Genomic DNA, 25,844 nt, shown 5'->3' with positions numbered 1-25,844 from the left:
CACATGTCCTCAAACGAATCAAGCACCCTTCCCGCCACCAGTTCCGCCACCTCCCCGCCGCTGGTGGTAGACCTGGACGGCACACTGATTTATTCCGACTTGCTGTGGGAAGCCATGCTGCTGTTCATGAAGCAGCATTTCTGGAAAATCTGGCGCCTGCCGTTCTGGCTGCTGCGTGGCAAGTCCGGCTTCAAGCAGCAACTGGCACTGCATATCGCATTTGATCCTGCCACGCTGCCTTACGACCAGGGCTTGCTGGCCACGCTGGCCGAACAGCGCCAAGCCGGCCGCCGACTGGTGCTGGCCACGGGTTCGCAGCGCCGCTTCGCTGAGCAGATCGCAAGCCATACTGGCCTGTTCGACGACGTGATGGCGACCGACGACGAAGGCGTCAACCTGACCTCGCACAACAAGGCCGACGCGCTGACGGCACGCTACGGTCCGCGCGGCTTCGATTACATCGGCAACTCGCCCGTCGACGTGCCGGTCTGGCAAGCCAGCCGCCAAGCCTACAGCGTCACCATGAAACCGTTCGCTCTGGGCGGGGGCACCGCCACGACGCATATGGGCACCCCGCGCAAGCCGGTCATGCGCGCGCTGCTGAAAGCCATGCGGCCGCGCCAATGGCTGAAAAACCTGCTGGTATTTCTGCCGATGCTGGCCGGCCATGCGCTGGACCTGCCCACATTCTTGCAATCGCTGCTGGCCTTTGTTGCGTTTTCGCTGTGTGCATCCAGCGCCTATCTGCTCAACGATGCGCTCGATGCCCACGACGACCGCCTGCATCCGACCAAATGCAAGCGCCCGATTGCCGCCGGCACGCTGCCATTGGCGCTGGCGATGATCAGCAGCCCGCTGCTGGCGCTGGCCGCGATACTACTGTGCGCCATCTTCAATCCGCTGCTGCTGGCCGTGGTGCTGGTGTATTTCGTCGCCACGCTTTCCTATTCCTTCGTGCTGAAGCGCTTGCTGATGATCGACATCGTCACACTGGCACTGCTGTACACGGTCCGCATCCTGGGCGGCGCTGCCGCAACGCAGATTGAACCGTCGTTCTGGCTACTGGCATTTTCCTTCTTCCTCTTTCTGTCCCTGGCGCTGCTGAAACGATATAGCGAACTGTTCAATCTGAAGCGCCAGGGCAAGGATAAAACCAGCGGCCGCGGCTACTCGGTGGCCGACAAGCCAGCCATAGGCGCCATGGGCATCAATAGCGGCATGTTATCGGTGCTGATCTTCATGCTGTACATTAATTCGCCGAACGTGCAAAAACTGTACCCCAGCCAGCACTGGCTGCTGGCTGTCGTACCCCTGCTGGTGTACTGGCTGGGCCGCCTGTGGACGCTGGGCTTTCGCGGCCAGGTCAATGAAGACCCGGTCCTGTATGTCAGCAAGGATGCGGTCTCACTGGTCGTGATCGGCCTGTGCATACTGTTCGTTGCCGGCGCCGCATTCTGACCTCCTCACTCACCATCGATTCCAACCATGTCCTCAAATCTGAACGGCTACCTGTGGTGCGGCTTGGCCGCCGTCGCCAGCGCCCTCGCCACCCTGCTGATCAAGCTGTCCGCCCATGCCGGCGTCGGCTGGACCCTGGCCCGCATAGGCTGGCTGGGCGGCGCCTGCACTACCTATGCGCTGGGCTTTGTCTGCTATTCGATCGCCCTGCAGAAATTACAGATCAGCCTAGCCTACCCGGTGATGACCGCCGCCACCATGTGCCTGGTGGCGCTGATCGGCGCCACGCTGCTCAATGAGCCGCTGCATGCCGGCAAGCTGGCCGGCATGGCCCTGATCGCGGCCGGCGCCTTCATTCTGACGCGCTAAACCGGCCGCGTTAACCTGTGCAGGCGTCGTCATGCCCCGCAATACCGGCATGGCCGCCTCGATTCCCGCCTGTACGATTGAAGACTGTCCGCGGCTGCCAAATTTACTGCCTGCATCGACATACATGCTATTTGTGCAATACACTGACGGCACCCTAACGACCGGGCCCGTCCCGACCTTTACTTTGGAGATAATGTGACGTTCAACAAATTGTCCGCCGCCTGGTGGCGTTTTGCTTTCCTGCTCGCCTTGCTGCTGAGTGCTTTGCTCATCAGCACCGAAGCTCAGCATCGTGGCGATGCGGTCGAGTATTCCCTTGTCACCGTTGCCCTGGCCACCCACGGTACGCCGGACGTGCGCCCGAGCGACATCACTCTGGCCAGGTCATTAGCACCCGCCCTGCAAGGCGTGTACGACCTCGTCGAACCCGGTCTGCGGCAAAACGGCAAGGATCTGTATCCCGCCTTTGCCATTGGCAAGGATGGCAAAGCCTATTCCATCCATTTTTTTGGCTATTCACTGCTGGCCGCGCCGCCGTTCAAATTGCTGCATGCGCTGGGCCTGCCTCCCTTCAAAGCCTACCAAATCATCAACCTTGGCATGGTCTTCGTGCTCGGTCTGAGCCTGTTCCGCCTGTTCGGCTCGGCGCCCAGGGCGCTGCTGGGTGTGCTGCTGTTCATGCTGTGTGGCGGCTGGCACTATGGCGGCTGGGGCAGCCCAGAATGCCTGAGCGCAGCGGCGCTGCTGGCGGCGCTGATACTGTATTGCGACGATGCGCCCATCGCAGGCGGGGTGCTGGCCGGCCTGGCTGCACTGCAAAATCCGACCATCGTATTTTTCTTCGCTTACGCTCCCCTGTTGCGCGCCGGCCTGCACTATCGCGCCGATGCTGGCTGGCGCGTCAGTCTGCGCGCCATGCTGCAGCGGCGGTATCTGCTGGGCCTGGCGATCGGCGTCTTGCTGGCCCTGCTGCCGGTGCTGTGGAATCTGTATCAATTTGGCGTGCCTAGCATTATTGCCCAGCGCGCCTCCGACCCAGCCCTGATCAGCTTGATACGCCTGCACTCCTTCTATTTCGACCTGAACCAAGGCATGATTATGGGCATCCCCGGCGTAATGGCCATGCTCTTGCTCTGGGGCTGGCGCAAGCTGGCAACCGGGCAAATAGTTCACCAGGCGCTGTTACTGTTGAGCTGCGTGCTGTTTACCATGGCGCTGGCGATACCGGCGATGGCCATACACAACTGGAATTCGGACGCTGCCGGCGTCATGCGCTACGCCTTCTGGGCCAGCATGCCCTTCCTGTTCGCCCTGTTCTGGCGTTTGCGCACGCTCCCTCGCTGGCCGGTGGCGCTACTGTTCGGCGTCGTTCTGGTGCAGGCCGTTTGCACTGCCGAGGCCAAACGCTATAACTATGTCGAACTGAGCCCGCTCTGCAAATGGATCATGCAGCGGGCGCCCGGCCTGGTGAATCCGGAACCAGAAATCTTTGTCGAGCGTAGCGGACATCTTGAGACCTACCTCCAGCAGGAGCTGATCTATACCTTCAATTTCGGCGGCCGCGCCATCAAGACCCTGTACAACCCGGCCAACACGAAAGTCGACGAGCAGCTATGCGGTACGGGCAATAGGCTGGCGAGCGACAATCATTACCATGATACGGATCGGCAGTGGCGCTACATCAATGGCCCTGTGCGTTGCCAGAATAGCGCAGTGTCGCATCACTGAATCGCCATTCAAACAGCACTGTTGCGATGACCGCTTGAACACACAGCAGTCATGGCTGGAAAGCGGCGCGGTCTACGGCTATCGCAAGGTATCCGTAGACCTGCGCGAGCGATGCGGCATCCATCGCGTTCCCGCATCATGCGCTCAGCGGAGCTGACGCTCTCAGACCGGATACGGCAAGCGCCAGTGGCAAGGCGGCGGCGTGCCAAGCATGAGCCGGCGTGGCAACTGCCATGATAATGCCGTCGCTGAAAGCTTTTCCAGCGTATCAAGCGCAAGACCCATGCAACCCGGGACGACGCCAGGCAAGGCATCTTCGACTATATCGAGATGTTCTACAATCCGAAGCGCCCTCATGGATTGCATGACAGGCTTTGGCCCGCAGAGTTTGAGCGTAGGCATTTTGAACGGCTCGCCAGTGTCTGGCAGACTCGTGGCGATCACCGGCCGGTGGCACAGGTTGCGCCGGACACGCGGGCGCTATCGTCCACCAGCGGACCAGCCGCCGCCCATGGCCCGGTACAGGTCGACCGAAGCGACGAGGATGCGCGTTTTCAGCTGCAGCAAGCCCACATCGGCGCTGTACAGGGTACGCTGCGCATCGAGTTCTTCCAGGTACGATGCGTAGCCATTGCGGTAGCGGTTATGCGCGATGCGCAGGGTATCAGCCGCCGTGGCGCGGCGCGCGTCGTTTTCCACGGCTTGCTGCTGGAGCCGATAGATGGCACCCAGGCTGTTTTCCGTTTCGGCGAAAGCATTCCTCACCACGTTTTCATAGGTATACACGAGCTGGTCGCGCTGCGCGCCGGCCGCATCCGTCTGCGCCTGCACCCGCCCGCCGTCGAACAGGGGGCCGGCCGCCAGCGCCGTCAGCCGCCACAGCGCCGTCGGCGCATGCAGGAAATCAGTCAAGGTGGTGGCTTGCCCGCCGCCGGTCGCCGTCAGCTTGAACGAGGGCAGCAGCTGGTCGCGCGTGGCTGCCAGGCTGGCATTGGCGGCCGCCAGATTGTGTTCCGCGCGCGCGATGTCGGGCCGCCGGCGCAGCAGTTCGGACGGCAGGCCGGCCGGCACGCCAGGCGCCGACAGTTCGGCCAGCGGCAAGCCGCGCGCGATGGGGCCGGGATTGCCACCGACGAGGACGGCCAGCGCGTTTTCCTGTTCAAAAATCTGCCGCTGCAGCTGCGGCACCTGTTCGGCCGCCGCATGGTATTCCGATTGCGCCTGCAGCCATTCCAGCCGCGAGCTGTAGCCCACCTCGAACTGCTTGCGCGCCAGCTCGCGCGACTGTTCGCGCAGCTGCAGGGTCGATTGCGTCAGCGCCAGCTGCGCGTCGAGTCCGCGCAGGTTCAGGTAGGCCGTGGCCACGCTGGCGGCGATCGACAGGGCCGCCGCATCGAGGCTGGCCTGCTCGGCGCGGTAGCTCTCTCCGGCCGCATCGCTCAGACTGGCCAGCCGGCCCCACACATCGATTTCATAGCTGGCCTGCAGTTCTGCCTGGAAGACATTCGTCACATACGGCACGCCGTTGTAGGCCAGCGTGCGCGTGCGCGTGGGCGAGCCGTCAAAGGCCAGGTTCGGCGCGCGGTTCGCATCGGCCTGCGCCAGGCGTGCGCGGTATTCCTGCATGCGGGCGCGCGCCACGCGCAAGTCGCCATTGCGCGCCAGCGCCTCTCCCACCAGATCACTTAAAACAGGATCGCCGAACGCCTGCCACCACAGCTGCTCCACCTGCGTGCCATGCGCGGACACTGCGCCGCCCTCGCCGTGCGCGCGCCAGCCGGACGGCAGTTGCAGGGCCGACGGGGGCTGCGGTGGCGCATTGGCGGCGCAGCCAGCCAGCGCCAGCACGCCGGTAATCAGCAGGAGGCGGCGCTTCATGGCTTGGCCTTTGCGGCCGCCTTTTTCGGTGCAGGCGGTGGTGCGGGATTGTCCGCCGAGTCGTTCAATACGGCGGAGGTGTCGACGCTGACCACCACCGACATGCCCGGCACGAGTCGGCGCGCATTCGCCTGCCCCGCATCGATGCGGATGCGCACGGGAATGCGCTGGGCAATCTTCAGGTAATTACCCGTCGCGTTATCGGCTGGCAGCACGGAAAACTCGGAACCGGTGGCTGGAGATATGCGTTCCACCTGCCCCGTCAGCACGGCGCCATCGAGCGCGTCGACGTGGAAGGTGGCGCTCTGCCCTTCCTGCACACCGTTCATCTGCGTTTCCTTGAAATTGGCGATCACCCACATCTGGCGCGGCACCAGCGCCATCAGCTGCGCGCCCGAATTCACGTAGGCGCCCTGGCGCACCGTCACCTGGCCCAGTTGGCCGTCGGATGGCGCGACGATGCGCGTGTTATCGAGGTCGATCTTTGCCGCCTTGACGGCCGCCTGCGCGTTTGCCACCGCCGCTTCCAGGGCCTGCTTGTTGACCACCACGCTATGTACGCTTTGCTGGGCGATGTCGAGATTGGCGCGGGCCTGCGCCAGCGCGGCCGCCATCTGCGCCTGCGTGGCGCGCGACTGGTCGTGTTCGCGCTGCGACAGCGAACCGTCGGCCACCAGCTGCTCCACGCGATTCAAGTCGGCGCTGGCCTTGCGCGCCTGCGCTTCCGCGTTGGCCAGGGCCGCCTCGCTGACCGAAATCCCCGCCTGCGCGCTGGCCTTCTGCTGCGCCCAGTTCGACAGCGCCGCCTGCTGCGCCGCCAGCTGCGCCTGCGCCTGCTCGTAGCGCTGCTGGTAGATGCGGTCGTCGATGCGCACCAGCAGCTGGCCTTCCTTCACATCCATGAAATCCTGCACAGTCACTTCCACCACATAGCCGGACAGCTGCGTGCCGATGATGGTCACCTGTCCCCGCACGGTGGCGTTTTCCGTCGTCACGATGGGACTGGTGAACGGCGGCAAACGCCACGCATACAGCACGATCAGCACGCCCACCAGGGCCACGGCGGCAAAGGCCAGCGCGGACAGCCACTGGTGGCGCCGGTCCGGTTGCGGTGGCGTGGTGGTAGCCGCGGGGACTGGCGCAGGAGGCGCTGCAGGTGCGGATGGCGGTACTGGCGGCGTGGTGTTATTTTCTGTCATTGCTCGGTTCCGAATTGGTAATGGGGACGATGGCCATGGCCGTCTGCGCATCGCGCACTGGGCCGACCAGCCGGCGCGCGCCGGTGGTGATGCGGGTCCAGGACTGGCTGACCAGCATCCAGATCAAGGTGGCGATGGCGACGCCCGCGATCATCAAAAAAACATCGTTATAGGCCAGCACATTGGCTTCGCGCGTGGCGATGGCGCCGAGGCGCGCCACGCCCTGGGCGCCGCGCAGGGCGGGGTCCATCAGCACGCCGCCGTAGCTTGCGGCACCGGACTGCACGCGCGCGGCCACCTGTGGGTCGAGCATGGTCAGGTGCTCGACCAGGTAGCTGGAATGGTATTTTTCGCGCGCCGTCTGGATGGTGCCGACGATGGCCGAACCGAGCAAGCCGCCCAGGTTCTGCGTCATGGTAAACATCACGGAAAAACTCACCAGGTTGCGCGGTTCGGCGATCACGGCGCCCATGCCGGCCACCATGGTGGGGCCGAGGAAATACGTGCCGCCAAAGGCCAGCAGGAACTGGCTGACATACATGTTGACGGGGCGCGTCTGGCTGGTGGTGTGCGCGTCGATCAACGCCCCGGCGGCGATCAGCAGCAGCGCGAACATCAGCGAACGGTGGAGGGTCGCCGGATTGATCGTCAGCGCGCTGACCAGCAGGCCCGCCACACTGCCCAGGAGCACCACGATGAACAGGTTCTGCATCTGGTCCGTATTCAAGCCCAGCGCCTGCAGGAAGCCGACCGCCCCCGTCGATTCGGACAGCACGATGCGAAACAGCAGCACGGATAAAAATAGCTTGGCGATCTTGCCCGTGGTGAGCCAGCGCGTGTTGAGCAGCGGGCGTGCGCGGTTATGCTCGATGGCCAGCGAGGCGGCGATCAGCACAATGGAGCACGCCAGGCACACGCCCACCCAATCGGATTCCATCCACCACGCCGTGCGTCCCTGCGCCAGCACCGCGCACAGCAGGGCCACGCCGGGCGCGAACAGGATGAAGGTGAGGAAATCGAGCGGCTCGAAGGTCTGCACGCGGTCGCCGGGCGGCAGTTTCAGGGCCAGCACGCAACCGAGCGCCAGCAGGGCCAGGCCCAGCTCAAACAGGTACAGGCCGTGCCATTCGCCGATCTGCAGCAGTTCGGAGGTAAAGATGCGCGCCAGCGGCAAGGCCAGCTGGGCAAAGCCCAGGCCCAGCACCACCCCCTTCAGGCGGTGCCGCGCGGGAAACGCCTGCAGGGTGTAGTACAGGCCCAGCACCCCCAGCGCGCCGCCCACCATGCCATGCGCGGCGCGCACGGCGATCGCCGACGGCAAGGTATTGGCATACAGGTGGGCGAACGTCACCAGCGCATACAGCACCAGGAACGCTTCGGTGAACAGGCGCAGGCCGAACTGCTGGCGGAACTTCACCAGCAGCAAATTCATGGACACGATGGTCATCACGTAGGCAGCCGGCAGCCACTGCATCTGGTAGGCATAGGCGGCCAGCGAACCTTGCAGGTTCAGCAAATTGGCAGTCACCAGGCCGTTGCCCAGCCCCCCCGTCAGCGCGACGATCAGGCCGACGATGAAATACGCGACACGCTTGGGCGTCGAATGTTCGGGCATCGATGGCGACCCGGGCAAGGTCGGGCGTTCGCCCGGCCCCCAGGTGCGAGGTGTGTACTTGTCCATGCAGTAATCGCGATCCGGTTTGCTGAAGCCGTTCTTCGCTGGTGTTATGGAAATGGTTGCAAATGAACAGTTCTAGTCAGCAGCATATCACCGCAGGACGTTTTTATTGTTTACATTGTTGCATGGCGTTGCGCATGCAGAGCAAACAGGGTATGCAACGGGACAGGCGGATCCGGCCCCGTTGCTGATCCAGCCACTCACACCCTTGGCGGATCCGTTTCGCGCGCGAATGCCCGGTGCGCCGCCAGCGCCTTTTTAAAGGCCGCCACGGCTTTCACCACGTCGCCGGACGGCGCGACGATGACGGCTGGATCAGGCTTGCCATCGGGCAGGGCCGCCGGCACACCAGCCTTGTCCAGCAAACCCTTGCCCGCGCCGACGGCAAGCATCGGCTTGCAGTGTCGGTATTGCAGGCGCAGGAAGTCGAGCGCGTTGGCGTCGTCAGCCAGTTGCTGCACGGCGCCCTGGCCATCGGGAAGCACGACGGCGTCGAACAGCACGGACGGTCCCGCTTCGAGCGAGATTTCCACGTCGAGTGGCGCACCGCCGCTGGTGTCGACTTTCCCCAGGAGGCTGCCCACCAGCCGTGGCACGGCGCCATCGGAGAGCAACGATGCATAGATGTTGCGCACCTGCGCGCCATCGCTGCCCGGCCCCACCAGGATGGCCACGCGCAGGGTATGGATGCCCGTCTTGCCGGGACGGAAAAAGAGCGACAGTGCCGGCGACGGCGCATACGCGGGCAGCGGCTGCAGGGAGGCGCGCGGCATGACGGGCGGCAGCGCCAGGCCCAGTGCATCAGCCAGGCGCTGTGCCAGGGTTTCGTCGACATTGCGCAGCATGGCGACGATGCGCTGGCGGATCACCACCGTCTGTACCTTGCTCAGTTCAAAGCGGAAGGCGTGCACGATATGGTCTTGTTCGACAGGCGTCTGGCTGATCCAGAACAAACGCGCCTGGCCATAGTGCTCGGCGAACTTCTCGGGCTTGCCGCGCACCTTGTCGCCTTCGGCGGGCGCGGGAAAACTGTTAAAACCCTTCGTACCCGCCTGGAACGGGCAGCCACCCGCCAGCGAATTGGGTTCGTAGGCCACCCGGCCACGGTTGATGGCCTGGCGGTGGATGCCGTCGCGCTGGTTGTTGTGCAGGGGCGCCAGCGGAGCATTGATGGGAATTTCATGGAAGTTGGCGCCGCCCAGGCGCGTGATCTGCGTGTCCATGTACGAGTGAATGCGGCCCTGCAGCAGCGGATCGTTGGAAAAATCGATGCCGGGCACGATGTGCGCCGTGCAAAAGGCCACCTGCTCCGTCTCGGCGAAAAAATTGTCCGGGTTGCGGTTCAAGACCATTTTGCCGACGGGGACAAGCGGCACCAGCTCTTCGGGGATCAGCTTGGTGGGATCGAGTACGTCGAAGGGAAATGCTTCGGCCTGCGCTTCCGTGAACACCTGGAAGGACAGCTCGTACTCGGGATACTCGCCGCACTCGATGGCTTCCCACAGGTCGCGCCGGTGGAAGTCGGAATCTGCGCCGCTGATCTTGACGGCTTCGTCCCACACAAGGGAATGCGTGCCGGCCATCGGCGACCAGTGGAATTTGCAGAAGACGGACTGGCCCTTGGCATTCACGAGACGGAAGGTGTGCACGCCAAAGCCCTGCATCATGCGGTAGCTGCGCGGAATGGCGCGGTCGGACATGGCCCACATCAGCATGTGCGTGATTTCAGGCGACAGCGAGGCGAAATCCCAGAAGGTGTCGTGTGCGCTGGCCGCCTGCGGCATGCCATGGTGCGGCTCGGGCTTGACGGCGTGGATCAGGTCGGGAAATTTCATCGCATCCTGGATGAAGAAGACGGGAATGTTATTGCCCACCAGGTCCCAGTTGCCCTCGTCCGTATAAAACTTCACGGCGAAGCCGCGCACATCGCGTGCCGTATCGGTCGAACCCCGTTCGCCGGCCACGGTGGAAAAGCGCACGAAGACGGGTGTGCGCTTGCCCGCCTTGGCGAACAGCGCGGCACGCGTCAGCTTGCCTTGCTCCTTGTAGCATTCAAAGTAACCATGGGCGGCCGAACCGCGCGCATGCACGACGCGCTCGGGGATGCGCTCGTGGTCGAAATGCGTGAGCTTTTCACGCAAAATGAAGTCTTCCATCAGGGTGGGGCCGCGCAAACCCGCCTTCAGCGAATTCTGGTTGTCACCCACGGGCACGCCCTGATTGGTCGTCAACACACAGCCGTTGTCGTCGCTGCGGGCGCCGTCCAGCGAGGCATTACGCGCATTCTCGCCCAGCGCTGGCTGGCCATCGCCCGTCTTCGCTGATGCTGTCGTTTCACCCGTGGTGCTGGCCGTTGCCAGCGGTTCACCCGCTGCCACATGCACGCCTTCGGCAGGCGTGCGCGCCGCCTCGCCATACTGGCCATCTTCCTTGGGATTGACAGCCATGGCGGCGGCCAGCTCCTGGCCGGCGGCCGTTTTTTGCAGCAGTGCGCGGGTCACGTCATTATCCGAGCCCAGGCTGTGCGGCGCCTTGCTGTCGGATGGACCGGACATGCTGCTTAAAACGGAACCCGCACCGTCCGTGGACGGCGTTTTCTTGTTGCTAGCCATGTCATCTCCTGTGAGAAATTCGCCCCGGGAGAACGCTACAACTCCCTCATTCAGCGCACGAACAGGGCAATCAAAATAAGGATGGGAATAGGTATGCCGATTAAACACGACAAAACGGAGCGCATCATCACGCCCCTTTACTGCTTGCTACTGTCTTGTGCGCGTGGGCGCTGGCCCGCCCCGCCATGACGGCGCAGGGAACAGCGCCCACGACAGCACCTTCCAGGAAGGCGTAAAACTTATTTACGCGAACCCAGCAGTTTCGACAGGCCATAACCGGCCGCTGCCGCAATCAGCAAGGATACGGCCGGACGCTCGCGCACATAGCCACGGCCCGTCTCGCCGGCGCGCTGGCAGGCAGCGCCCAATTGCTTGCCGCGGGCCATCAGGGTTTCGGAAGCCTTGCTGACGGTATCGCTGACCTGGTCGATGCGGTCGCCTACCTGATCCACGCCGTCATGCGCGCGCGTGGCCACCTTGTCGGCCAGGGGCTGGGCTTGGCTAGCCACCTTGTCGATGGTGCGGTGCAAATCCTGGCGGGTATCCTGGACGTTGCCATTCAAATCGGAGCTGGTTTTTTCAATCGCGTTCATGATGGTTTCCTTTAACAGTGAATAATTTCAACCATGCTCGATGCCGTGACCGAATCATGATTCTCCTCGCTTCAGGGGAAAAGAAGCGGCTAAACGCTGCCGGGCTGAGCCATATCAAACGGTGGATCAGCAGCAAGCTGTTAGCGCTACCTTAACCGCACCCGCCGCGCGCCACTGTGCGCTGCCACACCTTGAGGCACAGGCTTAAATTCCTGTTGGAAATAGCAATCCCCGCCGGCCAAGTGTGGCGGGCGGGGCGTCTTCCTCCTGCAATGGCAAGAGCTGCTCCGGAGGCGCGAGGTGGCTGAGATCCCGCCAGTGCAGGCTGGCGGCGACAAAGTTGCAGACGAAAAAAAACCACCGTTTGAGCGGTGGTTTTTTTCTACTGCGAATACTTGGTGCCGTTGGCCGGAATCGAACTGGCGACCTTCACATTACGAATGTGCTGCTCTACCAACTGAGCTACAACGGCGAAGACCCACATTCTACAAACAATGCACAAAATTTGCTAGTGTCAACGCGAACTTTTTTGCATTTTTTTTCGCGGCCCGGCTGCGGGCCGCTGAAATCCATGGAAAAGTGCGGCTTTTTACTCCGCGTGGTAAGCCGTGACGCGGGCCACTTCGTCTTTCGAGCCAAGGAAGACGGGCACGCGCTGATGCAGCTTGTGCGGGGCGATGTCCATGATGCGCTGCTGGCCATCGGTGGCCGCGCCGCCGGCTTGCTCGACGATGAAGGCCATCGGGTTCGCTTCGTACATCAGGCGCAGCTTGCCCGGCATCGAGGTGTCGCGCAGGTCGGCCGGGTACATGAAGATGCCGCCGCGGTTCAGGATGCGGTGCACGTCGGCCACCATCGAGGCGATCCAGCGCATGTTGAAGTTGCTGCCGCGCGGACCCGTGTCGCCGGCCAGCAGCTCGTCGACATAGCGTTTCACGGGCGGATGCCAGTGGCGCGCGTTCGACATGTTGATGGCGAATTCCTTCGTCGTCGGCGGAATCTGCATATTGCTTTGCGTGAGGACCCATGAACCCATTTCGCGGTCCAGGGTGAAGCAGTTCACGCCATTGCCGAAGGTCAGTACCAGCATGGTTTGCGGGCCATACACGGCGTAGCCGGCGGCAACCTGCTTGGTGCCTGCCTGCATGAAGTCCTGCTCCGTCGGCTGCCCCATGCCTTCCGGGGCTTTGAGCACCGAGAAGATGGTGCCGATGGAAACGTTGACGTCGATGTTCGACGAGCCATCGAGTGGGTCGAACAGCAGCATGTATTCACCCTTCGGATAGCGGTTCGGGATTGGGTGAATCGATTCCATTTCTTCCGACGCCATGGCCGCCAGGTGGCCGCCCCATTCGTTCGCTTCGAGCAGGATCTCGTTGGAGATGATGTCGAGTTTTTTCTGTACTTCGCCCTGCACGTTTTCCGTGTCGGCCGTGCCCAGCACTTCACCGAGGGCGCCCTTGCCGACAGCATGGCTGATGGTTTTGCACGCGCGCGCGACGACTTCGATCAGCAGGCGCAGTTCGGCCGGAATGCTGTTGTTCGAGCGCTGCTCTTCAACCAGGTATTGCGTAAGACTGATGCGTTTCATGAATTCCCTTTTGTTTTTGGTGATGATTTGCTGTGCTAGTTCGCTAAAGCCTTGCTGACCACTTCCATCACGTCATTCGACAGGCTGGCCTGGCCGGCGACTTTTTCCAGCGCGCTACGCATATGGCTTTGCAGCGCAGGCACGTAACGGCGCCAGCGGTCCATGGAGCGCGCCAGGCGGGCGGCCACTTGCGGGTTCAGGGCGTCGAGCGCGATGACTTGCTCGGCCCAGAATGCGTAGCCACTGCCATCTGCCGCGTGGAATTGCGATGGATTGGCGTTGGTGAAATTGAAGATCAGGCTGCGCGCGCGGTTCGGATTTTTCAAGGTGAACGCATGGTGCGTCATCAGCTGGCGCACGGCTTGCACGTCGGTCGTTGGTGCGGCCGCCTGCATGGCGAACCACTTGTCGATCACCAGCGCCTCGTTCTCGAAGTCGCGATAGAAACTGGCCAGGGCCGCCTGCGCGTGCGATGGCGAACCCGAATGTATCAGGGCGCCCAGGGCGGCCGCGCGGTCCGTCATGTTGCCGGCGCCGTCGAACTGCTGCTGCGCCAGCGCCAGCTCCGCTTCGCCCGGTGCGATCAGCAAATAGGACAGGGCCAGGTTTTTCAAGGCCCGCTTGCCGGCCGACAGGGCGTCGGGGCTGTAGTCGCCCGGCGTCTGGTTGGCGTGGTACTGCGCCAGCAATTCAGGTTTCATGGCTGCCGCGATAGTGCGGCGCATGAACTGGCGCGCCGCGTGGATCGCCTGCGGGTCGACTTGCGCCATGCGCTCGGCGATGATGGTTTCCGATGGCAGGATCAGGGCCAGCTCGCGGAAGGCAGGATCGAGCGTTTCGTCGGCCAGCAAGGCGCGCTGCGCTTCGATGAAGGTCTCATCCAGCGCCAGCGCTTCGCCAGCGGCCACGGCGCCGGTCAGTTTCAGCAGGCGTTCCATGGCCAGGCGCTGGCCCGCTTCCCATCGGTTCACCGGGTCGCTGTCGTGACGGAACAGGTGCAGCAGCTGCGCATCGGTATAGTCGTACTCCAGCACCACGGGCGCGGAAAAATCGCGCAGCAGCGAAGGCACGGGTGCTTGCGTCACGTTCGTGAAACGGAAGGTTTGCGACGCTTCGGTCAATTCCAGCACCACGCTGGTAGCGCCATTCGATGCCACGCCGTCCACGTGCAGCGGCAGGTCGCGGCCATCGGCAGCCAGCAAGCCGACGGTGACGGGAAGGTGGAATGGCAGTTTTTTCGGCTGGCCCGGCGTGGCGGGGCAGCTTTGCGCCAGCGTCAGTTCAAACGTCTGGCTGGCAGCGTCGTAGCACGTGGAAGCGGTGACGATGGGCGTGCCGGCCTGGCTGTACCAGCGCTCGAACTGGGTGAAATCACGGCCATTCGCGTCCGCCATGGCGGCGCGGAAGTCGTCGCACTGCACGGCCTGGCCATCGTGACGTTCAAAGTACAGGTCCATGCCCTTGCGGAAACCGTCGCGGCCCACCAGCGTCTGGACCATGCGCACCACTTCGGCGCCCTTTTCGTAGATGGTGACGGTATAAAAGTTATTGATCTCTACAAAAGAATCGGGACGCACGGGATGCGCCATCGGACCGGCATCTTCGGGGAACTGCGCCTGGCGCAGCGTGCGCACCTGATCGATGCGCGTGACGGCGCGGCCCGTGTCCGTACCGATCATGTCGGCCGAAAATTCCTGGTCGCGGAACACCGTCAAGCCTTCTTTCAGCGACAGCTGGAACCAGTCGCGGCACGTCACGCGGTTGCCGGTCCAGTTATGGAAGTACTCGTGGCCCACCACCGCTTCGATGCCCGCGTAATCGACGTCGGTCGCCACGCGCGAGTTGGCCAGCACGTACTTGGTATTGAAAATATTCAAACCCTTGTTTTCCATGGCGCCCATGTTGAAATCGCCCACGGCGACGATCATGAAGCGGTCCAGGTCCAGTTCCAGGCCGAAGCGCTCCTCGTCCCAGCGGATCGAGTTCTTCAGCGACTGCATGGCGTAATCGGTTTTATCCAGGTTGCCTTCTTCCACCCACACCTGCAGCAGCACTTCGCGGCCGGACTTGAGCCTGTAATGCTCTTCCTGGCATACCAGGCGCGCCGCCACCAGGGCGAACAGGTAAGACGGCTTCTTGAACGGGTCTTCCCACTTGGCGTAATGGCGTCCGTCACCGAGGTCGCCCTCTTCGATCAGGTTGCCATTCGATAGCAGCACCGGATACTTATCCTTGTCGGCGCGCAGCATGACGGTGTACCTGGCCATCACGTCCGGGCGGTCCGGGAAGAAGGTGATGCGGCGGAAGCCTTCCGCTTCGCACTGCGTGAAGAAGTTATGGTTCGACACATACAGGCCGGACAGCGAGGTATTGTCCTGCGGCGCCAGCACGGTCTCGATATCGAGCAGCACCTCATCCGGTGCCTTGGGAATGGTCAGCATGCTGGCCGTCAGCTTGTACTGCGACGGTTTCAGCAGCTTGCCGTTCAGGCGTACCTGCACCAGTTCAATGTGTTCGCCATGCAATTCGATGCTGCGGCTGCTGCTGGCCGGGTTATGGCGCATGCGGATCCGGCTCGCCACCACTGTGCGGGCGGGATCAAGATCGAAACCAAGTTCGACGCTGTCAACCAGGAAGCTGGGCGGCGTGTAATCTTTGCGGTAAATCGTCTGAGGGCTGTCTGTGCGCATAGGGATTTGGGTGGGAGCGGAGGCAAAAGCCTATTTTACCAACACCAGCCCCCCGATAGTCGCGATTCAACTCAGGAATGTTGGATTCCCTTACACGCAGACATACCAGGTAACATTCTGTAATAATGCATGGAAACAAATAGAACTATTCTTATAATACCAAGTGATGAATTGCGTCTACTATCAGGAGATCATGCAATGAAACGATATCTCACCATCATGATGGCCGCATTGACCGTGTTGCTGACCGGATGCGCCACCACCATACGCAGCGATGTGACCGTCTTCCATGAGTGGCCTGCGCAATTGCAGGACAAATCATATGCATTTGAAGCGCCAGCGGCGGAAAACGATACGCTGGAATACCGCAGCTATCAGAACCTGGTGCGCGCGGAACTGGCAAAACACGGCTTCGGCGAAGCTTCCGGCCCTGCGGCAGCCAATTTGCGCGTGGCGATGAATTTTTCCACCGTCGACTATCCTGAGCGCGTGCTGCAAGCCACCGATCCATTCTGGTATGGACCCGGCTACTGGCCTGGCCGCTACGGCTATCGCTACGGCGCATGGCCAGGCTATGGCCGCTTCGGTTACAACCCTTACTGGTATGGTCCGATGGACGTGGAAGAAAGCGTGCGCCATAAATACGAACGCGAATTGCGCGTGACGATCAATGACCGCAACGGCAAGAAACTGTACGACGTGACCGTGCAATCGACCAGCAACAAGCGCGCCACCTCGCAAGTGATGCCGGCCATGGTGGCCAGCGCCTTTGCCGACTTCCCCGGCCAGAGCGGCGTGCCCCGTAAAGTCGAAGTCAAGGTGGAATAACTGAAAGCGCCAGTCAAAACCTACTGCGCGTCGTGATCTACGGCCTGCGATGCTCACTGCCTCGGCGGCCACGTACTTCGTACAGTTGCGCTTCTCGACCGCAGCTCCCTTCCGCTCGCTACGGTTTTGTCAGGCGCGAGAAGTCTGGAGTATTTTTAAGAAACCGGCTTGTGCAGCGATGCGCAAGCCGGTTTTTTCATGTCTACGAATAATATGCCTCGGCGGCAAAAGTGAGCACGCCGATCAGGGCCACGGCCAATACCAACACGATCAACAGGCGGCCGAACTTCGGCGTGCCGTCGTTTTCGCTACCGCCGCTCATGGCACGATGATGGTCGAGCCGGTGGTCTTGCGCCCTTCCAGGTCTGCGTGCGCCTGGGCGACATGGGCCAGGCCGTAGCGCTGGTTGATCTCGATTTTGACTTCACCGCTGCTGACAACACCGAACAGCGAGGCAGACATCTCTTCCAGATTCGCGCGGTTCGATGCATAGCTGAACAAGGCCGGGCGCGTGATGAAGAGCGAACCGCGCGAGGCCAGCTCGCTGAGGGTGAACGCGGGCACGGGCCCGGACGCATTGCCGAAGCTGACCATCATGCCCAGCGGCGCCAGGCAGTCGAGCGAGCCCGTAAACGTATCCTTGCCGATGGAATCGTAGACCACGGAGACGCCCTTGCAACCCGTAATCTCGCGCACGCGCTCGACGAAGTTTTCCCTGTTGTAGTTAATGACGTGGGCCGCGCCATGCGCCTTGGCCAGCGCCGCCTTTTCATCGGAACCGGCCGTGCCGATCAGGTTCACGCCCAGCACCTTCGCCCACTGGCAGGCGATCAGGCCCACGCCGCCCGCCGCCGCGTGAAACAGAATGGTATCGCCCGCCTTCAGCGCCACCGTGCGGTGAAACAGGTATTGCACCGTCAAGCCCTGCAGCATCATGGCGGCTGCCGTATCGAAGCCGATGCGCTCGGGCAGCACCAGCAACAGGGCCGCAGGCAAGTTGCGCTGCTGCGCATACGCGCCATTGATGCGCGCCGCATAGGCCACGCGGTCGCCCACTTTCACTTCCGTGACGCCCTCGCCCACCGCCTCGACGATGCCAGCCCCCTCGACACCTAGGCCATTGGGCAGCGGCTGCGGATACAGGCCCGTGCGGAAATACACATCGATGAAATTGAGGCCGATCGCCTCGTGTTTCACGCGCGCTTCGCCGGGGCCGGGCGGCGGCAGTTCCACATCCACATATTCCATCACGTCCGGGCCGCCCACGCGCTGTACACGGATGGCTTTGGTGGTAATCGTTGCGCTCACAATATGCTCCTTGAAGAAGAATCGGGAAAACGTCAGTCGGCAGCAACGGCCTGCGCCTGCAGCTGCGACAGCACCAGGTGCGCCGAGGACAGATTCGTCGCGCACGCCACGTTGTGTACGTCGCAGGCGCGCACCAGGGCGTTGATGTCCGGCTCGTGCGGCTGCGGCGTCATCGGGTCGCGCAGGAAGATCACGCAATCGATCAAGCCTTCCACCAGCAGGGAGCCGATCTGCAAGTCGCCGCCGAACGGGCCGGAATGCTTGCGCTCCACTTGCAAGCCCAGCTCGTTGATCAGGCGGCCGCCCGTGGTACCCGTGGCCGACAGTTCGCAGCCCTTGAGAAAGTCCAGGTATTCGCCCGCCAGGGTAATCATGTCATCTTTTTTCTTGTCGTGGGCAATCAGGGCGATGCGTGTTTTCATGGTGAGGATCATTTCAGTGGGTGGAGGAATTATTTCTTTTTCGACAGCAAGTAAATACCGGCTAATACAAGGCTGGTGCCAGCCAGTTGCCAGTTGGTGATCGGTTCATCGAGGATCATCGCGCCCAGGAACAGGGTCGAGACGGGGCCGATCATGCCTGCCTGCGAAGCGACGGGCGCGCCGATGCGTTCGACGGCGATCATCGTCATGAAGACGGGCATCACCGTGCAAAAGATGCCATTAAGCAAAGACAAGCCATATACGGGCATGGGCTGGATCAGCAGCTCGACAGGGCGCAGGATGAAGAACTGGGCAATGCAGGCAAAGCTGGCCACGCACATCGCGTAGGAAACGAGCCGCATCGAACCGATGCGTTTCACCAGTTCGCCGGATCCCAGCAGATACACGGCATACGAACAGGCCGATCCCAGCACCAGGGTCGAGCCGAGCGCCACATTGCTGGCGCCACCCTGCAAGTCGTGCACGAAGACCAGCACGATACCGCAATACGAGGTGAGCAGCGCCAGCCATTGGAGGCGGCTGATGCTCTGCTTGAAGTACACGGTGGTAATCAGGAGCACGAAAGTGGGCGTGAGAAACAGAATCAGCCGCTCCAGCCCCACGGAGATATATTGCAGGCCCAGGAAATCCAGGTAGCTGGACAAGTAATAGCCGACCAAACCCAAACCGACGAGGCGCCAACGGTCGCTGGTCGACAGCGGCGGCTCCGTGCGCATCTTCCACCAGGCGATGACGGCGAACACGGGTAGCGAAAAGATCATCCTGAAGGCGATCAGGGTGACGGCGTCGATCTGGTAGCGGTACAGCAGCTTGGCGACGATGGCCTTGGTGGAAAACAACACCGCCCCGCCCACGGCGATGGCCAGGCCACCGAGATAGACGGAACGGGGAAGCGATGTAGGGGTTGCTTGCGGGGGACTGGAGCTCATGCCAAGATTGTAAGGCAAAAGCTGGGGTCAGATCCCCGCAAGCGACAGCGCAAGCCTCTGAGTTAGCGGCATTGAGGGTCTGACCCCATAAATTAGAAACAAATTTAAGACACCACCACCGCCGCCGCGCCCGCCGCCACCGTGGCCGTCGTCACGCGCGCAATCACGTTCGCCGGCGCCGCCGTGCCGATCAGTTTATTCACCTGCTTGAACTGCGCCACCAGCTTGCCCGGCGTCAAGGTGACCACCGTGTAACCCTGCGCATCCGTATTCAAATGCTTGATCCACGGATTGTTGCCCAGGCCGGACAATTGTTGTGCCAGGCCCAGCAGGGTGGTATTGAAGTCAGTGCTCGCTTTCAAGCCAGCCTGCACGGCCGCGACCGTTGCATCCAGTTGCGCCTCCGGCACGCCCTTGGCGGCCAGCGCGCCGCGCAGCTGCACGCGCAACTGCTCCAGCAGGCTGTCGACGGTGGGTACGGCTTTGCCCATGGTGTAGTCGAGCAGGTTGACGTCGAGATTGACGGTGCCCAGGCCCGTGACGGGAATCGCCAGCGGGTAGCTGACGAGGGTACCAATGTCGCCCATGCTGCCAGCCGCCGACTTCAGGTAGCTGAAGAAGGAATCCGAGCTGACGCCGGCCGACACCAGGTCCACCATGACGGGCGTGCCGCCGCCTGCCGCGTCGAAATCGTCGCTGACCGTACCGGCAAAGAAGGAGTGGATATCACCCGTGATGGCCACCACATTGCCGATGGCATTCGTTTTCAGGTGCGCCATCAGATTCTTGCGCTCGCTGTTATAGCCATCCCACTGGTCGCAATTAAGCAGGAAGCGCGTGAAGAATGGCGTCAGCGCGGCTTGCTGGCCCGATGCGGCGACAAAGCTCGATGCTGCGCCTTTGGCCTGCACGTCGGGCTTGATCCAGCCAAAGGCGATCACTTGCGCGGCTGCCGTCGGCGAGCCACTGTTGTAGGCGGCCACCGTGATGCCGGCCTGGGCCGCGCTCAAGCCGGCGCCCACGGCAGCGGCGCCCTGTGCGCTGGCATTGGCGGCGGCACCGGCAATGGCCATGGCCGCTGCCTGCGCCACGCTCGCTGAGGCGCCCGCCGTCGAGGCGGCCACGATGGCGCAGGCCAGCGGCACGCTGCCGCCGACCAAAGGCAGGGTGCTGGCAATGGCCTTGCCCACATTCGACATGGCGCTCAGGGCCAGCAAGGTGGCAATCGCATCCGTGCCATTCAAGCCCATGCGCAGCAAGGACACTTCATTGCCCCACAGCTTCCAGGTCGACGTGGCCGCCTTCATCTTGCTTTTCCACCAGTCGCGCTGCGTGCTGCCCAGCATGCCCACCGCTGCCAGCGGGTCGGCACCGGCCTTCGTGGCGGCCGCCATTTTCTGCCCTTCCACGCTGTCGAACAGCGCTTGCGGCACCAGGTAGCGGCTGCCGATGCTGCCCAGCGGCTTGCCCGTGGCGGGGTTGATGGTCGACTCGGCGATCGCATGGTCGGCGCGGTACAGCCGCTCATCCGTCATCACCAGCTGCATCAGTTTGCCGAACTGGAAATCGCGGTAAATCTGGATGTTCTGGAACGTTGTCGCGGCGGCATCGAAGGTGACGTCGGCCGGCATGTATTCGAACCAGGCCTGGTTGGCGCTGCGGCGACGATTTGGCTGATGCAGGTCGCTGCCATCGGCTGCCACGATGTTTTCATAGGTTGAGGCGTCCTGCCAGGCGTCGTCCGTGAATTCGTGGTCATCCCAGATGGCGATGAAGGCGAAGCGCTCGTGCACGGCTTGCAGGCGCGTGTCGGTACGGTACTTCTTGTACAGGTAGCGGTAGTCGGCCACCGTGGTCGCGTACTTGGCGCCCGCGCTGCCGCTTTTAAACGTGCCGTCCGGCAACTTCAGCTGGTCGTGCCGGCTTTCCACGGCGCCGCTCTGGAAGGCCTCGCCCACCGTTTCATAGATGTAATCGCCCAGGTGGACGATGAAATCGAGCGATTCGTTGGCGGCGATGTGCGACAGCGCGCCCCAGTGGTTGATGCTCCAGTCCTGGCACGTCAGGTAGGCGAACTGCAACTGGCTCACGTCGGCCGTGGCGGCAGGGGCCGTCTTGAAGCGGCCCACGTTCGAGCGCACGTCGCCGGCGATGAACTGGTAAAAATACACCTGGCCCGGCTGCAAGCCCGTCACTTTGTGGCGCAGGGTATTGTCGAAATCGGCTTTCAGCGGCAATTTCGCATCGACGATGGGTGTGCCGGCCAGGGCCGTATTGCTGCCCAGGGCGGCCGTATTGTCCGCCACGCTGACGATCAGGCGTACAGCGACCTCTTCCTTGCCGGCCACGGCGGGCGCGACGGCATCGAAGCTGGCGGGCACGACGCGCGTCCACAGCATGGCGCTGTCGGCGCGCGGATCGCCCGAGGCCACGCTTTGCGGGAATTTCCAGTCGCTGCCCGATGCCAGCGGCACGCCAGGATCGCTGTAATCGGTGCTGCCGCAGGCGGCGAGGCCGACAGTGGCGACAGAAACAGTGATAAAACCGCCCAATTTCAGAAATTGCCGTCTATCCATTTGACTTGCCATGATGTCGCGCCCTTAATCTTGATTATTGGAGTGGTGGGATGATGCATAACATGAAAGCGCATCACTTTAACAACAAAATGTGTCGGCTTGATGACGGGGCCATGCCGCTTCGCAGGGGGGCAATATGCTAAAATGTCGGCCACAATTGAACACCCGTCTAAGGAAGATTCGACATGGCAGGACATAGCAAATGGGCCAATATCAAGCATAAAAAGGCTGCCACCGATGCCAAGCGCGGCAAAATCTGGACGCGCCTGATCAAGGAAATCACGGTCGCGGCCCGCATGGGCGGCGCCGATATCGCGGCCAATCCGCGCCTGCGCCTGGCGGTCGACAAGGCGGCCGACGCGAATATGCCGAAAGACAACGTCCAGCGCGCAATCAACCGCGGCAGCGGCGGCGTCGATGGCGCCAACTACGAAGAAGTGCGCTACGAAGGCTACGGCGTGGGCGGCGCGGCCGTCATCGTTGAATGCATGACCGACAACAAGGTCCGCACGGTGGCCGAAGTGCGCAACGCCTTCAACAAGAATGGCGGCAACATGGGCAATGAAGGCTCCGTCGCCTTCATGTTCCAGCACTGCGGCCAGTTGCTGTTCGCGCCGGGCACCGATGAAGACAAGCTGATGGAAGCAGCCCTGGAAGCGGGTGCCGACGACGTCATCGCCGACGAGGAAGGCGGCTTCGAAGTGCTGACCCCCGTGCACGATTTCGCCACCGTCAAGGAAGCGCTGGAAGCGGCCGGCTTCAAGGCCGAAGTGGCCGAAGTCATCATGAAGCCGGCAACGGAAACCGTGTATGCGGGCGACGACGCCATCAAGATGCAAAAACTGATCGATGCGCTGGAACTGCTGGACGACGTCCAGGAAGTCTTCACCAATGCATTGATAGAGAATTAATCACTTCGCACACAAGGGCGGCACCGCCGCCCTGCAACCCACACTGAACGAACGGTCCCTATGAAAATTCTGGTAGTCGGCTCTGGCGGCCGCGAACACGCCCTGGCCTGGAAACTGGCCCAGTCCGAACGCATACAGATGGTGTATGTCGCGCCGGGTAACGGCGGCACCGCGCGCGATGCGCGCCTGGTCAATCTCGATATCAGCGACCCGCAATTGCTGGCCGACTTCGTTCAGCAAGAACACATCGGTCTCACGGTCGTCGGTCCGGAAGTGCCGCTGGCGGCGGGCATTGTCAACCTGTTCCGCTCGCGCGGCCTGAAAATCTTCGGCCCGACGAAAGAAGCGGCGCAGCTGGAGTCGTCGAAAGACTTCGCCAAGGCTTTCATGCAGCGCCACGGCATCCCGACAGCCGCCTACCAGACGTTCTCTGACGTCGCGCCAGCGCATGCCTACATCGATGCCATGGGTGCACCGATCGTCATCAAGGCCGACGGCCTGGCCGCCGGCAAGGGCGTCGTCGTTGCCATGACCCTCGAAGAAGCGCATCAGGCAGTTGACATGATGCTGTCTGACAATCAGTTCGGCGACGCAGGCGCGCGCATCGTCATCGAGGAATTCCTCGCCGGCGAAGAAGCCAGCTTCATCGTCATGTGCGACGGCAAGAACATCCTGCCGCTGGCCACCAGCCAGGACCATAAACGACTGAAGGATCACGACCAGGGCCCGAACACGGGCGGCATGGGCGCGTACTCGCCGGCACCGATCGTCACGCCGGCCATGCATGCGCGCGTCATGCGCGAGATCATCGTGCCGACCATCCAGGGCATGGCCAAGGATGGCATCACGTTCACGGGCTTCCTGTATGCGGGCCTGATGATCGACGACAAGGGCACGCCGAAGACGCTGGAATTCAACTGCCGCATGGGCGACCCGGAAACGCAGCCCATCATGGCGCGCCTGAAAACCGACCTGGTCACCGTCATGGAACATGCCGTGAACGGCACGCTCGACGCGGTGGAACTGGAATGGGACCGCCGCACGGCTGTCGGCGTCGTCATGGCTGCCGCCGGCTACCCGGACGATCCCGTCAAGGGCACGCCGATCGGCGACATCCCGGCCGAAACGGCCGACTCCGTCACCTTCCATGCGGGCACCCGCATCGAGGGCGAGCGCCTGGTCACCAACGGCGGCCGCGTGCTGTGCGTGGTGGGCCTGGGCGACAGCATCAAGATGGCGCAGAAGCAGGCGTATGAAACCGTGGAAAAAATCCATTTCGACGGCGCGCAGTACCGCCGCGACATCGGCTGGCGCGGTTTGAAGCATTGATCACCCCATAGTGATCACACGGCGGGCCGGCGCGGAATCATCCGCCCCGGCCCGTTTTCATTTTGATTGTCATTGCCCATCCCTCTCCTTGAGCACTGCTGCCGGCCTTGCCGCACCCGATAAGGATGCCCCGCTGAGTCCCCTGATCTGGCTGATCCTCGCTGCCGGCCTCGCCTGATACTGGTTCAGCAGCTATGCCTGGCCGGAAAGAACCCCAGGCTGCCTGGCCACCTCGCCTGGCATGGCGGCTTTGCGCAGCAGGGCCAGCCCATCGGGCGCGAGCGGTGAAATGGCAAGAACTGGCCAGTAATACCGCAGTTCAGGAAAGAACTGGATCAGGCACAGATTCAATAGTGCGCTAGGGAAAGGAGATTGCATTGTAAAGTTTATCATCTTGGTTCCTGATCACCCCCCTCCCGATGACAAGCAATCTACCTGTGTCCCCGCATACTTCTGTCGAGGCGCTGCACGTGCTGAAGCTGCTCACGCGCCGCCAGCGCGAGCAGGCGCTGGCGCATCCCGACTTGCCACAGCTCGCCATCGGTACGCCGCTACCCGACACCTTGATGTGGTTGTACCGGCGCCAGATCGTTACGTCCGAGGATGTGACAAGCCTGTCCTTGAGCGTGGCGCGCCACTTCAGCGGCGATGAGCTGGCACTGCGTTTGTCGATATTGCAGCAGCTGGTGGAAGTGCTCAATCGCGTATCGCTCGATCATCTGCGTGACGACATGCTGATCACGCCGGAGCTGTACCAGCGGGCACTGGCACACCTGCCCGGCGACGTTTTGCTGCCCACGCCGGGCGAGGCGCTGAACTGGATGCTGCATGTGGGACTGCTGCCGCGCGCAGAATTCAAGTCCATGGCCCGGCGCATCGAGTCCGGCGGCAGTGATGAGGCAAAGCGCGTGATCCAGCATGCGCAAGGGCGCCAGGATGAACATAAAAAGGCGGTACGCGGCGTGATCCTCGATGGCCTGTTTCCCGGTTCGCGCCTGACCTGGGTAATCGTCGCGCCGCTGGCGCTTGCCGGCATGGCCTGGTACCTGCTCAGCGGCAATTCTGTGCCCGAGTGCGACTCCACCAACACGATCACCACCGTGACGCGCATGCTCAACAAGGCGGCGCCGGAAGGCACGGGCAAAGCAAGCCTGCACGACGTGAAAGAAGCGGGTTACGCCTCGAAACAAAATATCCGTGGCTGCCTGGCCACGATAGCACTCGATGGCGAGAAGATGGACTATGCCTATACCGTCGCGCGCGACGACAGCAGCAGCAAGAGCCGCATCAGCTATGTGGGCGCGCAACCGTTGCTGGTCCAGGCGCGCTTTGGCAAAATCCAGGATGGCGACTTTGCCCAGCAAGCCAAGCCCCTGGGACGCGAGGCGATGGAAAAAGCGTTTCGCGCCGGCATGGATGGAGCGCGCATCATGCCCCAGCCACGGCAAGCGTTTTCGCTGACGCGATCGATGGAGCGCACGCGCGAAATCGCCGAAATCGAACCGCTGGCGCCATGCAAGGAAATCTCGCCGGGCGTATATTCCTGCCGCCTGCTGATCGAAAGCAATGACGCCGTGCTGAGCATGCTCAACGGCGGATCGGCGGTCATGCTGGAAGGCGACTTCACCTTCCAGCGCAGCAGCGCAGAAAGCGCCGGCAAGGGCTGGTCGGTGACGCCGCAATTTGCCGGCGAACTGCGCCAGGCCAAAGTAAAAGAGTAAGTC

At 62.4% G+C, this 25,844-nt stretch carries 19 protein-coding genes, 1 tRNA gene and 1 pseudogene; 8 read left to right on the top strand and 13 right to left on the bottom strand.

The window, feature by feature from the left end; translation table 11 throughout:
• Nucleotides 1-3: 3 nt before the first annotated feature.
• The 4 genes and pseudogenes from ACQ4WZ_RS00430 to ACQ4WZ_RS00415 all read left to right on the top strand — a co-directional run.
• Nucleotides 4-1,458 carry a UbiA family prenyltransferase gene (locus ACQ4WZ_RS00430; RefSeq protein WP_436572311.1) on the top strand — a complete coding sequence of 485 codons (1,455 nt, stop codon included), beginning with the start codon at nucleotides 4-6 and terminating at the stop codon, nucleotides 1,456-1,458.
• Between the two features lie 27 nt (nucleotides 1,459-1,485).
• On the top strand, nucleotides 1,486-1,827 hold the full coding sequence (locus tag ACQ4WZ_RS00425; RefSeq protein WP_436572310.1) for a DMT family transporter: 342 nt from the start codon (nucleotides 1,486-1,488) through the stop codon (nucleotides 1,825-1,827).
• A 195-nt stretch (nucleotides 1,828-2,022) separates the two neighbouring features.
• Entirely contained in the window at nucleotides 2,023-3,555 is a 1,533-nt protein-coding gene (locus ACQ4WZ_RS00420; protein ID WP_436572309.1) for a hypothetical protein, read from the top strand.
• A 205-nt stretch (nucleotides 3,556-3,760) separates the two neighbouring features.
• A pseudogene (locus tag ACQ4WZ_RS00415) lies at nucleotides 3,761-3,978 on the top strand (integrase core domain-containing protein); the annotation flags it as partial.
• A gap of 57 nt (nucleotides 3,979-4,035) precedes the next feature.
• Here ACQ4WZ_RS00415 and ACQ4WZ_RS00410 read toward each other — a convergent pair.
• The 8 genes from ACQ4WZ_RS00410 to pepN all read right to left on the bottom strand — a co-directional run bounded on the left by ACQ4WZ_RS00410 (nucleotide 4,036) and on the right by pepN (nucleotide 15,796).
• Complete coding sequence (locus tag ACQ4WZ_RS00410; RefSeq protein ID WP_436572308.1) at nucleotides 4,036-5,433, bottom strand: efflux transporter outer membrane subunit; 1,398 nt, start codon at nucleotides 5,431-5,433, stop codon at nucleotides 4,036-4,038.
• The gene (locus tag ACQ4WZ_RS00405; RefSeq protein ID WP_243857948.1) at nucleotides 5,430-6,632 is read right to left on the bottom strand and encodes an HlyD family secretion protein; all 1,203 of its coding nucleotides are present in this window, start codon (nucleotides 6,630-6,632) and stop codon (nucleotides 5,430-5,432) included. The genes ACQ4WZ_RS00410 and ACQ4WZ_RS00405 overlap by 4 nt, the downstream gene beginning before the upstream one ends.
• Entirely contained in the window at nucleotides 6,619-8,313 is a 1,695-nt protein-coding gene (locus ACQ4WZ_RS00400; protein WP_436572307.1) for an MFS transporter, read from the bottom strand. The genes ACQ4WZ_RS00405 and ACQ4WZ_RS00400 overlap by 14 nt, the downstream gene beginning before the upstream one ends.
• A gap of 197 nt (nucleotides 8,314-8,510) precedes the next feature.
• The gene (locus ACQ4WZ_RS00395; RefSeq protein WP_133989505.1) at nucleotides 8,511-10,922 is read right to left on the bottom strand and encodes a catalase; all 2,412 of its coding nucleotides are present in this window, start codon (nucleotides 10,920-10,922) and stop codon (nucleotides 8,511-8,513) included.
• Nucleotides 10,923-11,161: 239 nt separating this feature from the next.
• Entirely contained in the window at nucleotides 11,162-11,515 is a 354-nt protein-coding gene (locus ACQ4WZ_RS00390; protein ID WP_101482593.1) for an ElaB/YgaM/YqjD family protein, read from the bottom strand.
• A 396-nt stretch (nucleotides 11,516-11,911) separates the two neighbouring features.
• Nucleotides 11,912-11,987, bottom strand: a tRNA-Thr gene (locus ACQ4WZ_RS00385).
• Nucleotides 11,988-12,104: 117 nt separating this feature from the next.
• Complete coding sequence (locus ACQ4WZ_RS00380) at nucleotides 12,105-13,106, bottom strand: class 1 fructose-bisphosphatase (RefSeq protein WP_101482594.1); 1,002 nt, start codon at nucleotides 13,104-13,106, stop codon at nucleotides 12,105-12,107.
• A gap of 35 nt (nucleotides 13,107-13,141) precedes the next feature.
• Nucleotides 13,142-15,796 (bottom strand): aminopeptidase N, encoded by a 2,655-nt coding sequence (gene pepN / locus ACQ4WZ_RS00375; RefSeq protein ID WP_436572306.1) that lies wholly within the window; start codon nucleotides 15,794-15,796, stop codon nucleotides 13,142-13,144.
• 198 nt (nucleotides 15,797-15,994) lie between these two features.
• On the opposite strand from pepN, the gene ACQ4WZ_RS00370 reads away from it, so the two are divergent.
• A complete protein-coding gene (locus ACQ4WZ_RS00370; RefSeq protein WP_436572305.1) occupies nucleotides 15,995-16,624 on the top strand; it encodes a DUF4136 domain-containing protein in 630 nt (209 codons plus the stop codon).
• Nucleotides 16,625-16,942: 318 nt separating this feature from the next.
• On the opposite strand, the gene ACQ4WZ_RS00365 is transcribed toward ACQ4WZ_RS00370, so the two are convergent.
• The 4 genes from ACQ4WZ_RS00365 to ACQ4WZ_RS00350 all read right to left on the bottom strand — a co-directional run bounded on the left by ACQ4WZ_RS00365 (nucleotide 16,943) and on the right by ACQ4WZ_RS00350 (nucleotide 21,880).
• Entirely contained in the window at nucleotides 16,943-17,872 is a 930-nt protein-coding gene (locus ACQ4WZ_RS00365; RefSeq protein WP_436573842.1) for a quinone oxidoreductase family protein, read from the bottom strand.
• A gap of 92 nt (nucleotides 17,873-17,964) precedes the next feature.
• Nucleotides 17,965-18,354, bottom strand: coding sequence for a methylglyoxal synthase (locus ACQ4WZ_RS00360; RefSeq protein WP_436572304.1), 390 nt, complete (start codon nucleotides 18,352-18,354; stop codon nucleotides 17,965-17,967).
• A 29-nt stretch (nucleotides 18,355-18,383) separates the two neighbouring features.
• Entirely contained in the window at nucleotides 18,384-19,304 is a 921-nt protein-coding gene (locus ACQ4WZ_RS00355; protein ID WP_101482598.1) for a DMT family transporter, read from the bottom strand.
• 104 nt (nucleotides 19,305-19,408) lie between these two features.
• Nucleotides 19,409-21,880, bottom strand: coding sequence for an alkaline phosphatase D family protein (locus ACQ4WZ_RS00350; protein ID WP_436572303.1), 2,472 nt, complete (start codon nucleotides 21,878-21,880; stop codon nucleotides 19,409-19,411).
• Between the two features lie 185 nt (nucleotides 21,881-22,065).
• Here ACQ4WZ_RS00350 and ACQ4WZ_RS00345 point away from each other — a divergent pair, with 185 nt between their 5' ends.
• Complete coding sequence (locus tag ACQ4WZ_RS00345; protein WP_101482600.1) at nucleotides 22,066-22,791, top strand: YebC/PmpR family DNA-binding transcriptional regulator; 726 nt, start codon at nucleotides 22,066-22,068, stop codon at nucleotides 22,789-22,791.
• Between the two features lie 60 nt (nucleotides 22,792-22,851).
• Nucleotides 22,852-24,120: a phosphoribosylamine--glycine ligase gene (purD, locus tag ACQ4WZ_RS00340; protein ID WP_101482601.1), complete on the top strand. Its 1,269-nt coding sequence runs from the start codon at nucleotides 22,852-22,854 to the stop codon at nucleotides 24,118-24,120.
• Nucleotides 24,121-24,312: 192 nt separating this feature from the next.
• Here the strand turns inward: purD and ACQ4WZ_RS00335 are convergent, their stop codons facing one another.
• Nucleotides 24,313-24,513: a hypothetical protein gene (locus ACQ4WZ_RS00335; protein WP_436572302.1), complete on the bottom strand. Its 201-nt coding sequence runs from the start codon at nucleotides 24,511-24,513 to the stop codon at nucleotides 24,313-24,315.
• 44 nt (nucleotides 24,514-24,557) lie between these two features.
• On the opposite strand from ACQ4WZ_RS00335, the gene ACQ4WZ_RS00330 reads away from it, so the two are divergent.
• Nucleotides 24,558-25,841: a hypothetical protein gene (locus ACQ4WZ_RS00330; RefSeq protein WP_436572301.1), complete on the top strand. Its 1,284-nt coding sequence runs from the start codon at nucleotides 24,558-24,560 to the stop codon at nucleotides 25,839-25,841.
• Nucleotides 25,842-25,844 lie beyond the last annotated feature (3 nt).

Origin of the sequence: Janthinobacterium darwini, from assembly GCF_051380905.1 — a bacterium.
Taxonomy (GTDB): domain Bacteria; phylum Pseudomonadota; class Gammaproteobacteria; order Burkholderiales; family Burkholderiaceae_D; genus Janthinobacterium.
Note: the sequence above shows the minus strand (reverse complement) of the source record. Positions and strands in the feature narration are given on the sequence as shown.